Consider the following 11,880-nt stretch of genomic DNA (forward strand, 5'->3'; position numbering starts at 1 on the left):
CGGCCGGCGCGCCGGGGGCGGTCAAGGCAGGGCAGAGCCACGCTATCACCGGCAACCTCCACAGCGAAAAATGGGAGCCGCTGGCTCCCACTGACCGCGCGCGGGGGCGTGCGTGGTGTCATGGCATGTGCGCTTCTGCCCAGACAACTTGCGACAGGCGGAGCGTCGACAAGTCGCTTGCGCCGCGCCTAAGGGTCAGCCGTGCTTGCCGAAACCGCCGCTGGCCCACTCGGATGCGCGCTGCACGCTCAGCTTGTACGTGGGCGCAACCTGGGTTTGCGCCAGCTGTTCACCCAATTCATCGTAGGCGCTAAGCACGGCATAGGGCTCGTCTTCGTCGGGAACGATATCCAGCTTGATGGTCAGGCGGCCCGCGGCAGCGTCGATCTTCACGCTTTTGTGCAGCGTTGCGTGCAATTGCTGTTCGTGGCGGCGCAGCACTTCGTTGGCGGTTTTGACCAGGGTCGAAAAGGCGGAAGAATCGAGCGGCTTGGGGTTCTTTTTGTCACGCCCCATGGTCCAAGGCCCGACCAGCGCCGGTTCGGCTTGCCCGTCCAGCGTCATTTCCACGGCCCAGCCGTCGTCGTCTTCGTTCTTGATGACGCGCGCGGTCCAGCCGTCATCGCGCCACAGCCTGGGCTCTTGTTCCTTTCTGTCTTCGGCGATGTCGGTGTCCGGTGTGTGGGTGTCATTCACTGCTGGTCTACTCCTGAATTCATTTGCTCGCAGCCTTGCCGCTGCGGCGCCAACAGCACTGTAGCCGAATGGTCGCGAGTCGCGCTTGCTGGCGCCGTGTGCGGCCGTGGGCGGCGGGCTTATCGAAGGATGAATGGTTAAATCGATAAATATTGTTGCATTTTATTGGGGACGGTATAAAGCGGCCTGCGGATAATCCCGGCACCATTTGCAAAGGATGTTTATTTTGAAGTTGAAAGCCGCTCTCCTGATTTCCGCACTCAATGCCTTGGCGCTTGCCCCCGCGCACGCAGCAGCCCCACGGTCTGTCGATGCCCGTACCTTCGATATCGCCGGGGTCAAGACGGGCATGGACTATGACGAGGCGGTTGCCGCCGCCGCCAAGAATTTCAATGTCAGCAAGAGCGAAATCAAAGCGGGATACGCAACGGTAGACCCCGTCACGAACACGAAGACGCCGAAAGATTTCAGCTATAGGAAGGACGGCGTCGAGCTGGTCGTTCACTTCGAACCGCGTGTGCCCGTCGATAAGCAACGGCCGCTGGTGGTGTCGCAGATCAACTACGAAATGCCGTGGACCCCGGCCAACAAAGACGCCATGGCGCAGGCGGTGGTGCAGAAGTACGGAAGGCAGTCGAACTACCCAAACGACCTGAGTTTGGAATGGTGCACCAAGCCGAGCTCGAATCCGGGAATGGGCTGCTCGACCGATATGACCCAAGCCGTTTTGAAGTACTCCGGCGTGACGGTCCATCTCTATGATCCGGCGTGGACCAACGCGCGGATGGAATTCATGAATCAATCGAACGCCAGGAAGCCCAGCTTTTAATTCGGCGGCAGCGCAAACTGCGAATGCCCGAAGCGCAATGGGCGGCAGTTGCCGGGCAACGGTCACATTGATGGGCGCAAACCGCTGACGCCGGTCCCCTACAGCGAGTAAGGTACGCGGTATAGGCCTTGATTGCCCGGCACTTCGGCCTGTGCCGCCAGCGGGAAGCAGAACATCATGAGAATTTTTCTTTTAGCACTGCGGTCAGTCCTGGCCGCAGTGGCGTGCGCGTCAATTGCCGCCTGCGCGAATAATCCGCCCCAGCAAACCGATATGGAATATCGGACCCGGTCATCTGAAAAGGCAAAGCCTGCGACCAGCGCCCCGGGTTCCTCGGGCCAACGCTTGACCATACAGTCCGGCGAGGGCGAAAAGTTGAATCTTCCGTGGTTCATCCAGGACACTCAGAACTGGATCAACAGCAACTGACCGCGAACCGCTACGCAAAGCAATGGCCGTGCGCGCGCAGCGTTGTGCTGTTGCGCACATCTGAAAAAATGTCAGCGATCCATTTTTGTTTACGGGATGGCTGTCTGACTCACCCCAGGGAACCATCATGTCGGTATTTCAGATCAAGCATTTGGATCATGTCGTCCTCAGGGTTCGGGACATGGAGCGTAGCGTGGACTTTTATACGAAAGTCCTGGGTTGCTCGATCAGAAAGAAGAACGAAAAGTTAGCGATGATCCACTTGGGCGCGGGCGGGTCCATGATTGATCTGGTGGATGTGCAAGGCCCCTTGGGCGCCGCAGGCGGGCTAGCCCCTGGCAAAGAGGGGCACAATGTCGACCACTTTTGTTTGCGCGTCGATCCGTTCGATGAAACGGCCATTCTCAAGCATCTGCAGGCGTTCGGCGTTGCGGCGGACAAGGCCGTGATGCGATACGGCGCAGAAGGCGAAGGGCTGTCGATCTATTGCCTGGACCCTGACGGAAACCAAATTGAACTGAAAGGGCCGGCGATCTAGCGCGCATCCCTTTTTCAACAGAACCTGTTTTTGCCCAGCCAGATCATGACGCTTCTGAACGAATTGCCCCCGCCCGATGCGCTGCTCATCAAGTCAAAGGCGCTTGCCATTCTGGACGCCATCTATTGCCAAGATTGGACCATGCGTTATTTCAGTCATAACGCCAGGTGGGCCGATGATCAGCAGATGAGCTCGATGCGCAACGGTGAGGGCGATGATTACTTCGTCATTCACGCGCCCTATGGTTGCGCCGTCAAAGGCTGTTTTTCGGATAGCAGGGCGGCGGCAGGCGGCGCGTTTCTTGACAGCGTGGCGCAGAAAATTCCCGCGCGCTTCGCCGATTTCATGGCCGAACCCGCGTTCTCCATGGAGCAAGCGACCTTCGTGCTGTGGTTCGAGGATGATGCGGCGGGTTGGCGTGCCGTGTCGTCGCGCGATGCCGACGAAGGCGGCCAAGCGGCGCTGCTCAAGTGGCTTTGCAATGGGCCGGAGCTTTACCGGTCTTGGGCGCAGGAGTACTACGAGGTGGACGTAGACCCGACATTGGTGAGTCATGCGTTCAACCACCAAGCGCTATCAATCGGCGCCATCGAATCGCTAGGCATCCCGATTGACCGCGACGCCCTTATCGCTGACGTCGAAGAGATCGGCTATCCCTGGGTTGCCTAGTGCGAGGAGGGATCGGGGCCGTTTGGGAAGTCGGGCAATCAGACTGCAGTTTCTAAGAAGTAGGGCAGTCAGGGAGATATTGCAGTCTGACTGCTTATTTCTGCACAATCACCATCTTTCATTCAATGCTCTGGAAACCATGAACGTACAACGTCCCGGCAAGCTGGAAGTCAGACGGTTAGCGCCGCTTGAATGGCGCGATGCCTATCCGGTTATTGCGCAGCTTCGAACGCTTGATGAAGCCGAATTTCTGGCCCGCGTTCGCCGGCAATCGCATTCAGGTTACGAGCTGGCCGCCGCCTTTCTGGATGGAAAGATGATCGGTGTGCTGGGCATGAGACCCGTCCACACCTTGGCGCGCGGCGCGCACCTGCATGTGGACGACCTTGTTGTGGACGCGGCGGTGCGAGGCAGTGGGGCGGGCCGATCGTTGATGGAATTTGCGGAAAACGATGCGCGTGCGCGGGGCATGACGGCCGTGTTCCTGGATGCACGACCGGATGCGGTGCCGTTCTATGAACGAGCGGATTACCGGCTGCATCCCGCTCCATCAATGAAGAAGGTGCTGGAGGCCTGACGGGGGCATACGCTGTGCTTGCTTTCTGGAAGTGCAGTCTGAATGCAATTTGGTCAGAGAAGTGCAGTCAGACTGCAATTTTTCCTCCGTATCGCCTAGTCGCGCAGGCGATGAAACTCTGCGTCTGACGCACTTCGCCACGCCGCGTCTCATTATTCCTATCGATCTGTCTCATCTGCCCGGCGATTACCGCTTGTCCTAAAGGCACCGGTGTAAATTCGCCATCGGTTTCACATCGAAGACGGCTTGCAACGTTCAAGCGTCCGCACGTGAAGCGTTCGGAAATCAGATGGACAGTGAAGATCGTATGCTTTTAAAGACTCGCGGTAAGGCAGCCAGCGTTTTCCTTGTTGTGCTTGGCATGACCCATGCGATGTCGTACGCGGCGGGCAATGCCGATGGCCCTGCGGTTACCGATCCGCACTTTGAACTGGCGCCTGGCTATATCCCTAAAGACCGCTTGCCCAATAGCCTTGAGCTGCTCGGGCCGCCGCCTGCTGCCGCCAGCGCCGCATACGCGCGCGATGAAGAAGCAAGGGCTGCAACGGTGCCATTGCGGGGTTCCGCGCGCGCCACGCAGGCGCGTCTGGATGCTGATTTGCAGTTTCCGCAACCTGCCAAGAATTTTTCGTGCGCGATGGGTGTCGATATCACCGAGGCGCAAACTCCGCACCTGTATCGCTTGATGCAGAAGGTGCTGACCGATGCCGGGCTGTCTACTTACGGCGTCAAGAACACCTATAACCGCGTGCGCCCGTTCGTGGTCCACAACGAAGGGACGTGTTTCCCCGAGCAAGAGTCCTTGCTGCGCACGGATGGTTCCTACCCGTCGGGCCATACGGCGGCAGGGTGGGCGTGGGCGCTGATCCTGGCTGAAATCAATCCTGATCGCGCCAACGCGCTCTTGCGGCGCGGCCTGGAGTTTGGACAAAGCCGAGTCGTCTGCAACGCGCATTGGCAAAGTGATGTGGATGCCGGCCGCACGATGGGCGCGGCAACCGTGGCCCTATTGCAAAACTACGCCGAGTTTCGTGCGGATTTGAACGCGGCGCGTCAGGAAGTGCAGGCAGCCAAGGCAAAGCCGCAGGCAGTGGGGCTGGACTGCGGGGCAGAGGCACTGGCGCTTAAGCCATAGTGATTGCGCCGCCCTTTCTCTTGCCTAGTTCTACGACGCCGCATCTTCGAGTATTCATGAAACGCTTTTCTGCTTCGCTGGTTATTTCTTGCCTGCTGTTTACCGCAAGCCACTCGGCCTGGGCCGACAACATGCTGCCGGTCAGCCCCCTTTTGAAGAACGAAGGCGGCAGTTCCGATGCTTGGAGTGTGAGTGTCAGCCCCTATATTTGGGCGTCCGGCATCCGAGGCAAGGTGGGGCAGTTCGGGCAGCCGCCGGCCAGGCTCAATTCCAGTTTCAGCGACGTCATGAGCGAGCTGGACCTGGCCTTCATGGGCGCGGTCGAAGCGCGCCACGGGCGCTTCAGCCTGTTGGGCGACGTAATGTATAGTCAGCTGTCCGCCGACGGCAGTACGGATTACGGCATTCTGAGCCGCAGCGTCGAGGTCAAGTCGAAGTCATTCTCTGGCTTTTTTGGCGCGGGATACACCGTGCTGGAAAGCGATAACGGGCATCTTGACGTCATCGGCGGCGGACGGCTCTGGTACGCCAGCACGGAAATCGCCTTGAAGGGCGGGGCGCTTGGCGGAAGAAGCCGAACCGACAGCGCAACCTGGGTGGATGCGGTGGCCGGGTTGCGCGGGCAATACGCCTTGAACGAGCACTGGTATCTGACCGGCTGGGGCGTTATCGGCGCAGGGCAAGCCAAGCTTGACTGGGACGCCACGGCGGCGCTTGGCTATCAGTTCAAGTCCAACCTGTCGGCGATGCTCGGTTACCGCGCGCTTGGCGTCAATTTCAATCGCAACGGCTTTGTGTACAACGTCGTCCAGCAGGGTCCGATTCTAGGATTCGCTTACCGGTTCTGACACGTCCGGCCGACACGCCCGGCAGACAGGCCTGGCAGACAACCCCCGCCGACAACCCCAGCCGACACACCCGGCCCATCATGGCGCCCGTGCCGTTCGCTCTGCTTACGCCGCCCGCAACCCCGGGCGGTGCGCGGCAAAATGCCGGGACAGCACATCGTTGCTGTCCACAGGCGGCGAGACGTTTCGGGCCCATTCACTGGCGTCTTCGGGCGCTACGCCAAAGCGTGCCACGAACGCCTTGCGAAAGCGTTGCACATCACGAATACCGAAATCCGCCGCGACCTGGCTGACTGGGCGCGGTGCGTTCCGTGGGTCGACAAGGCGGGCGTAAGCGGCGTCAAGGCGCCGGTTCTTGATGGCATGGGTGACGCCGCCCAGGTCCGAAAAGATGCGATAAAGATGGGCCCGTGACACCCTGAATCGCTGCATGAGCAGATCCGGGCCCAGCGCGGGATCAGAGAGATGATCATCAATATAGGCAAGCGCACGCGCGCGCAGCGCCTGGCCCAACACGGATTTCGGCTCGTCTTGCATGGGCGCGGCGTCTGACAGACCCGCTGACAGCAGGGTGACCAGCGCGTCTTGCACCGCGACGTCTTCGCTTGCGGAAAGTTGCCCCGCCACCGCGTGAAAGCCGCACAGGTAATCCACCAGCAGGCGCGTCATTGGATGGCCTGCCTGAAGCACGAAACCGTGAAGGTCGCGCTGGCCCAGCAGCTTGTCGATGCCGGCGCGTGGAATGGTCATGGCCAATCGTTCGCCCGCATCCACCTTGCATTCGTAAGGCCGGGCCAGATCAATGATGCATATGCCGCCCTGAGCCGCCATGACGTTGCGGCGGTCGAAGTCGCCGTGGATGGTGCCGGCGGTCAAGACATGGACCAGATAGTGATCGAGCCCGCTGCGGGCAATGGTGGGCTTGTCCCGCTTGTAGCGTTGCGCGTTGAAGGTGGTTGAACCCAGCGTCAAACCGCCAAGATGACGCAGCCGCATGCTGCCTTCCAGCGTGGCCGTGCCGTCCGTCGAAGCGGGGGAGGTCTCGCAAAAGGGCCGCGTGACCTCGCGCCAGTATTCGTCACGCAAGGCAGGCTCGATTGCGTCGGTGGAAATGAACGTTTCTGGGCAGCTCATGGTGACGTCTTACCTTGCTTCGCGTGGTGTGCAACGATAACCGACGGCTACGGCTGGGCCTGCGGCTGCGGAAAGCGCCATTGACCATTCAGGATGCTGGCGTCCGGCTGATACAGCCTGACCGTATAGTTCCAACCCGGCGTGATGGGCAGGCAATTGGCGATTTTGCCATCGCAGCCGCCGAACTGAATGGTAATGGAACCGTCCTGGCTCTTCTTGGCAGTCAGGTTATTGATCGAATAGGCGTCGTACGCATTCTTCTGGAAGTAGCCGTCCGCGTTGTAGACGCTAACCGACCAGAAGCTCTTGACCGGCACCTGGCCCACGTGCAGCCGATACACGGTCTTGCCATCATTTTGGGGAATCGCGCCGCTAAGGTAGGTGGCGTCTTTGCTGGGATTGCCGCCCCAGCCCGTGGCGGTGCCGAGCAAATGCTGAATCGGGTCCACCGCGTCTTTCGTGCCAAACGCCAGGTTGTAGTCGGGAAGCGTCGAACCCAGAACGAGCAGGGCGTCGCGCATTTTTTTCTGGCTGGCCTGATCCCATTTCGGCACCACGAATTCGCCGGGCTTGGCCTGGGTGACCTTCATGGCGTCTTGCAGCTGGTGAACCTGCTTCAGGTCTTTGGGATCGGTGGGATCGACAAGCGTGCGGATCGCCACAAACACATAGCGCGTGCCGATGTCCTTTTTGGTCAGCGTATGGCTGCCGGCGCCGTAATACACGGCGGGCACATAGTGGTTCTCGTCAACGACCTGCATCGACATGAATCGCTGGCCGGCCTGCGGCAGCTGGACCGTGACAGGCCCGGCATCCAGATCAAACACGGCCGACGAGTACAGAGTGTCGCGGTTCATGCGGATGACGTTCTGCGCGTCAATGGGCACCGGTTCGCGGCTATGAACAAACTTGCCCAGGCCACCGTCGGCCACCATCTTGCCCATGTAGAGATCGGATTCGGCACGGACGAAATTATTGACGCCCACGGGCACTGCCGCATCGGGGGCGGGCTGGGCGTGTACGTTTGCAAAGGTGGCCAGCGTCAGGGTGGCGATGCTGGACGCGGATAGATAACGCATGTGAATCCTTGTTGAGGTAAGTCTGTTCCATTGCACGGCGGCTGGCGTCTCGTGTGCGTAGCGCGGCACGTTGCGCCGGCAGGACACGGCGTCGGATGCGCCGGACTCTACTGGACGGCGGCGTGGCTGGCTTGCCTTTCGATGCCAAAATCAATGGCGGATCAAGGCGCTGAATACGTTGGGCATGGGCATAGGCATGGGCGCAGTCCCGCGCCCTACCTTGCGCCGAACAGGTTACGCGGCCGCGGCGCGAAATTGTGTTGGGGTATTCCCCGTCCAGCGTTTGAACGCGCGCGTGAAGTGGGCGGGGTCGCTGTAGCCGACCATGTAGGCGATTTCGGTGGCCGAATATCTGCGCAGGGCAATCAACCGCAGCGCCTCGCTGCGACGCGTCTCGTCGCGCAATGCCTCGAAGTCGACGCCGGTGGATTTCAGGCGGCGCTGTAGCGTCCGGGCAGACGTGCCGATCTCTTTGGCCACCGATCCGAGCTTGATTTCAACCTGGTCCGACATGCGGTCGACAAGCAGGCTTGCGGTAGCGATCGTAGATTGCAACGCCTGCGTGATCGTTCGTGCGTCGTCCGTCAAATGCTTCAGCGGGCGTTCCAGCAGGTCGCGGTCGAACTCGATCATGTCGTATTCGGCGCCGGTTTCGATGTTCGGGCCCAGGGCGGCTTCAAGCGCGTCATCGCCCCGGGTTCGTGCCGTCTTTAAATGCACGCGTATCGCGGACGGTTCACCCGCCATGAGCGGCACCTTGCGCAGCACGGCCAGGCTTCCATAGATGAACTGCCGGGGATCGGCCTCTAGCTGCCCGGTAAATTGGTGAATCAGCCGGGTCTTGCGGCCTTCGGTGACGATGTGGACGTGTCCGCCTTGATGCAGCATTTCTGAGTTGGCCGCGGCCCGGGCGCATGCCTGCGCCACATTTTCCGAGCGCAGCACCAGATGCCCCCATGCGCCCAATGAAGGCAGCGCCATCAAGCGGCCCACGTGGGCTCCCGCGAACGGGTCCTGCGAAATAGCCGCCATCTCGTTGGCAATGCGAAAGCACATCGCGCGGGGAAACCAGGTATCGGGCGTCTGGAAAATGTTCGGCGACACACCCACGCGCTGGAAGAACTCAAGCGGGGAAACGCCCCGGCTCGCCAGGTAGGGAGCCATGTGCAAAAAGCTTCGAAGCTTGATCAAGGGGGCGGGATTCTGCATGGCATTCAGTGATACCGGCAGTCAACTCGCGGGCCGATTCACCCCCAGAAACCTGCGCTGCCCGATGTCGTTTGTGATTGAAATCGTTGCCGAATTTACACCGCGGCCCCGGGAAGGATGCGCAAGAATTGGCCGGCTGAGACAGATCGGCATGAATAATGAGACATTTTTCGCTTTGGCCTCGTCGGTGGCGTTTGGGCCAAGGCGCGCCGCATCGGAAACACCGATACCCCCATCGAACATTCCTGCTGGCACCCAGCAGGGCGTCGCGCCACCATCGCTCATTCCAAACACCTATTCAAGGAATGAGCATGGGCAACAGTCTTGCAGGACAACGCGTTGTGGTCGTGGGTGGTAGCTCGGGCATGGGGCTGGCGGTCAGCGCGCAGCTGCTGCGCCTGCATTGCGACGTGCTGATCGTGGGCCGGTCGTGCGACAAGCTTGACGCGGCGCGCGAGCAGTTAGGCGCGTTTGGCGACCCGCACCTGCATCAAGTGGATGTGACGAGCGAGGCGCAAGTGCAGCGTTTTTTTGACGCCTCCGGCCCGGTGGATCATGTGGTGTGCACCGCAGCCGACATACGCGGGGCGTACGAGTTGCTGCCGGAATTGTCCCTGGACGCGCTGGACCGCGCCATCCGCTCGAAGGTCGTCGCGCCGATCTTGCTGGCCAAACATGGGGCCGCGCGTATGCCCGCGCACGGCTCCATGACGTTGACGTCCGGCATCGCCGCCTACCGGCCCCGGCCGAAGGGCGTTGCCGTGGCGGCGATCAATGCCGCGCTGGAAGGGGTGGTGCGGGCAATGGCCATCGAGCTTGCGCCGTTGCGGGTCAACGCCGTATCGCCGGGGTGGGTACGCACGCCAATCTGGAATGACGTGGCCGGCGCTGACAGTGAAACGCTCTTGGCATCGATGGCCGAACGGCTTCCGGTGGGCAGAGTCGGCACCGGCGACGATATCGCCGACGCCATCGTTTTCCTACTTGGCAACGGCTATACGACCGGCACCGTGCTGCACGTGGATGGCGGGCATCGGCTGGTCTGAGCGTGTTGCCGCCAGCCGGATCATGTCAATAAACGCGGCCACATGGCGCGCCGGCGTTTGCTGCACGGTAAGCAGGCAGATGGGAAGGCCGTCTCCGCTTGTCAGCAGCGGCCGCCACGCGACGCGTGCCGCCGTCGCGGCGGGCTCCATGGCCATCTGCGGCAAGATCGACACCCCAAGGCCCGCTGCCACCATCTGCATCAAGGCGGGCACGCTGTCTGCAACGCCGCGAATGTTGGGCCTGACGGGCGCTTCCTGCAACAGGGCCTCCAGGTATTCGCGATACCGGCAGCCTTCCATCGTGACAATCAGCGGAAACGCCGCAAGTGATTCTGGGCTGATTTCATCTGCCTGGCTGAGGGGATGGCCCGGGGGCAGCACGACCACCGGCATGTCTCGCGCGATGACTTCCACGCGCAGCTTGGCGTCGTTCGCCGGCCAGCCGTGTACCAGCCCCAGATCGGCCGTTCCATCGAGCACGGCCTGGGCCGTCGCCATGGAGTTTCGTTCCTGCACGGCGACCTGCGTGTCGGGATACCTGCCCGCAAAGTGCAGCAGTTGCGGCACCAGCACGCTGGTGCACAAGGTCTGCGGTGCGGCGACTCTTATCGCGCCGGGGGTGTCGCCTACGGCGTCGCGCACCTCGCGCAAGGCATCATCGGCCAGGGCAAGCAGCTCGCGCGCGCGGCTGGCCAATTGCTGTCCGGCCGGGGTGAGTTGCAGGCGGTTGTTCTGGCGGTTGAACAGCGTCTGGCCGACGCTTTCTTCCAGCGCCCGAATCTGCTCCGTCACGCTGGGTTGCGACAGGTGTACCCGTTTGGCGGCCTGGGTGAAGTTCAACGTTTCCACTGCCGCGATGAAGATCTTCAGTTGCCGTAGTTGAAACATGTGAAACCCCCACAGACCGATGGTGATGGGATCAGTGCACCGCGAACCAGTCGCGCGCCAGGCTGCCGTTCATGCCGCAGAAGGGCGGGCCGAAACCGTCTTCTTCCACACCAGGGGGCGGCGTCACGGTGGTCACCAGCACGGCGCCACGACGCTTCAGCGACAGGACCCAGGGCGGGCCGTCTTGATAGGTGACTTTCAGGGTGTCGCCGGACGCCACCGCGTTGCCGCTCAAGTCGCAGACCCAGCGGCCGGTGTAGGGCCGCGACGAGTTGGCCTCCACGAACAGCTTGCCATCGGCGGCTTGCGTGATCTTGATTTCACCTTCGATGTTTTTCCACGAACCGACAAAGCCGGCTGGCGGCTGCGGATTGATCGACTTCAGAAAATCCAACCGATACCGCATGCTTGTGCTGATCTCTTTGAACGGCGTGCTTCCGGTGTAGGGTTCGGCATAGATGTCGTCACGCACGCCCAGGTAATAACGCTGGTCAGCCGTTAGCGATTTGGCCGCCTCGGCGTCAAGCTTGCCCCGCACGGCCTTGTATTGCTGCGCCATGGCCGCGTCTTGGTCGCCCAGGACCAAATTGCCGCATAGGGATTTTTCGACCGGAGTCGTCGCCTTGGCGCAGTTGAAGGAGGGGGCAGCCGCAGCGCTGCCTGCCACGGCCAGCGATGCAGCAAAGACCAGACGACGAATCATGGTGGGTAGCTCTCAGGATGATGTGCGCGTTCAGCCAGCCCGTCCGCGCCGAGATAATCGCGCAGTTTACCGGCCTGATCTGCATTCATCCAGAGCAGGG

At 61.2% G+C, this 11,880-nt stretch carries 14 protein-coding genes; 8 read left to right on the plus strand and 6 right to left on the minus strand.

Annotated elements, in window-relative coordinates:
- Positions 1–195: 195 nt before the first annotated feature.
- Positions 196–696, minus strand: coding sequence for a hypothetical protein (locus HV765_RS01300; RefSeq protein ID WP_175168502.1), 501 nt, complete (start codon positions 694–696; stop codon positions 196–198).
- Positions 697–913: 217 nt separating this feature from the next.
- On the opposite strand from HV765_RS01300, the gene HV765_RS01305 reads away from it, so the two are divergent.
- From HV765_RS01305 to HV765_RS01330, 7 genes are all read left to right on the plus strand, one after another.
- Complete coding sequence (locus HV765_RS01305; RefSeq protein ID WP_254600390.1) at positions 914–1,525, plus strand: hypothetical protein; 612 nt, start codon at positions 914–916, stop codon at positions 1,523–1,525.
- Between the two features lie 177 nt (positions 1,526–1,702).
- Positions 1,703–1,954 (plus strand): hypothetical protein, encoded by a 252-nt coding sequence (locus HV765_RS31765; RefSeq protein WP_254600391.1) that lies wholly within the window; start codon positions 1,703–1,705, stop codon positions 1,952–1,954.
- Between the two features lie 127 nt (positions 1,955–2,081).
- Entirely contained in the window at positions 2,082–2,492 is a 411-nt protein-coding gene (locus HV765_RS01310; protein ID WP_175168504.1) for a VOC family protein, read from the plus strand.
- A gap of 45 nt (positions 2,493–2,537) precedes the next feature.
- The gene (locus HV765_RS01315; protein WP_175168505.1) at positions 2,538–3,161 is read left to right on the plus strand and encodes a hypothetical protein; all 624 of its coding nucleotides are present in this window, start codon (positions 2,538–2,540) and stop codon (positions 3,159–3,161) included.
- A 139-nt stretch (positions 3,162–3,300) separates the two neighbouring features.
- Positions 3,301–3,738 (plus strand): GNAT family N-acetyltransferase, encoded by a 438-nt coding sequence (locus HV765_RS01320; protein ID WP_054428040.1) that lies wholly within the window; start codon positions 3,301–3,303, stop codon positions 3,736–3,738.
- Between the two features lie 361 nt (positions 3,739–4,099).
- Positions 4,100–4,873 (plus strand): acid phosphatase, encoded by a 774-nt coding sequence (locus HV765_RS01325; protein ID WP_254600392.1) that lies wholly within the window; start codon positions 4,100–4,102, stop codon positions 4,871–4,873.
- A complete protein-coding gene (locus HV765_RS01330) occupies positions 4,873–5,721 on the plus strand; it encodes a hypothetical protein (protein ID WP_254600393.1) in 849 nt (282 codons plus the stop codon). Before HV765_RS01325 ends, HV765_RS01330 begins: the two co-directional genes overlap by 1 nt.
- Positions 5,722–5,826: 105 nt before the next feature.
- Here HV765_RS01330 and HV765_RS01335 read toward each other — a convergent pair whose 3' ends face one another.
- From HV765_RS01335 to HV765_RS01345, 3 genes are all read right to left on the minus strand, one after another.
- On the minus strand, positions 5,827–6,855 hold the full coding sequence (locus tag HV765_RS01335) for an AraC-like ligand-binding domain-containing protein (protein ID WP_175168506.1): 1,029 nt from the start codon (positions 6,853–6,855) through the stop codon (positions 5,827–5,829).
- A 47-nt stretch (positions 6,856–6,902) separates the two neighbouring features.
- Positions 6,903–7,934: a DUF1254 domain-containing protein gene (locus HV765_RS01340; protein ID WP_175168507.1), complete on the minus strand. Its 1,032-nt coding sequence runs from the start codon at positions 7,932–7,934 to the stop codon at positions 6,903–6,905.
- 234 nt (positions 7,935–8,168) lie between these two features.
- Positions 8,169–9,098, minus strand: coding sequence for a helix-turn-helix transcriptional regulator (locus tag HV765_RS01345; protein WP_254600394.1), 930 nt, complete (start codon positions 9,096–9,098; stop codon positions 8,169–8,171).
- A 356-nt stretch (positions 9,099–9,454) separates the two neighbouring features.
- Between HV765_RS01345 and HV765_RS01350 the strand changes: the two genes are divergently transcribed.
- On the plus strand, positions 9,455–10,189 hold the full coding sequence (locus tag HV765_RS01350) for an SDR family oxidoreductase (protein ID WP_175168508.1): 735 nt from the start codon (positions 9,455–9,457) through the stop codon (positions 10,187–10,189).
- Here HV765_RS01350 and HV765_RS01355 read toward each other — a convergent pair.
- Positions 10,124–11,077 carry a LysR family transcriptional regulator gene (locus HV765_RS01355; protein WP_175168509.1) on the minus strand — a complete coding sequence of 318 codons (954 nt, stop codon included), beginning with the start codon at positions 11,075–11,077 and terminating at the stop codon, positions 10,124–10,126. The genes HV765_RS01350 and HV765_RS01355 overlap by 66 nt on opposite strands.
- 31 nt (positions 11,078–11,108) lie before the next feature.
- Positions 11,109–11,780, minus strand: coding sequence for a lysozyme inhibitor LprI family protein (locus HV765_RS01360; protein WP_175168510.1), 672 nt, complete (start codon positions 11,778–11,780; stop codon positions 11,109–11,111).
- Positions 11,781–11,880: the final 100 nt, after the last annotated feature.

Source organism: Achromobacter kerstersii, from assembly GCF_902859595.1.
Taxonomy (GTDB): Bacteria; Pseudomonadota; Gammaproteobacteria; order Burkholderiales; family Burkholderiaceae_B; genus Achromobacter; species Achromobacter kerstersii.

What these genes read in the sequence shown, in the direction of transcription:
- HV765_RS01360 (WP_175168510.1), bottom strand. Translation starts at nt 11,780, where the DNA reads ATGATTCGTCGTCTGGTCTTTGCTGCATCGCTGGCCGTGGCAGGCAGC.
- HV765_RS01315 (WP_175168505.1), top strand. Translation starts at nt 2,538, where the DNA reads ATGACGCTTCTGAACGAATTGCCCCCGCCCGATGCGCTGCTCATCAAG.
- HV765_RS01350 (WP_175168508.1), top strand. Translation starts at nt 9,455, where the DNA reads ATGGGCAACAGTCTTGCAGGACAACGCGTTGTGGTCGTGGGTGGTAGC.
- HV765_RS01320 (WP_054428040.1), top strand. Translation starts at nt 3,301, where the DNA reads ATGAACGTACAACGTCCCGGCAAGCTGGAAGTCAGACGGTTAGCGCCG.
- HV765_RS01335 (WP_175168506.1), bottom strand. Translation starts at nt 6,855, where the DNA reads ATGAGCTGCCCAGAAACGTTCATTTCCACCGACGCAATCGAGCCTGCC.
- HV765_RS01355 (WP_175168509.1), bottom strand. Translation starts at nt 11,077, where the DNA reads ATGTTTCAACTACGGCAACTGAAGATCTTCATCGCGGCAGTGGAAACG.
- HV765_RS01340 (WP_175168507.1), bottom strand. Translation starts at nt 7,934, where the DNA reads ATGCGTTATCTATCCGCGTCCAGCATCGCCACCCTGACGCTGGCCACC.
- HV765_RS01310 (WP_175168504.1), top strand. Translation starts at nt 2,082, where the DNA reads ATGTCGGTATTTCAGATCAAGCATTTGGATCATGTCGTCCTCAGGGTT.
- HV765_RS01345 (WP_254600394.1), bottom strand. Translation starts at nt 9,098, where the DNA reads ATGGCTCCCTACCTGGCGAGCCGGGGCGTTTCCCCGCTTGAGTTCTTC.
- HV765_RS01325 (WP_254600392.1), top strand. Translation starts at nt 4,100, where the DNA reads ATGACCCATGCGATGTCGTACGCGGCGGGCAATGCCGATGGCCCTGCG.
- HV765_RS01305 (WP_254600390.1), top strand. Translation starts at nt 914, where the DNA reads ATGTTTATTTTGAAGTTGAAAGCCGCTCTCCTGATTTCCGCACTCAAT.
- HV765_RS31765 (WP_254600391.1), top strand. Translation starts at nt 1,703, where the DNA reads ATGAGAATTTTTCTTTTAGCACTGCGGTCAGTCCTGGCCGCAGTGGCG.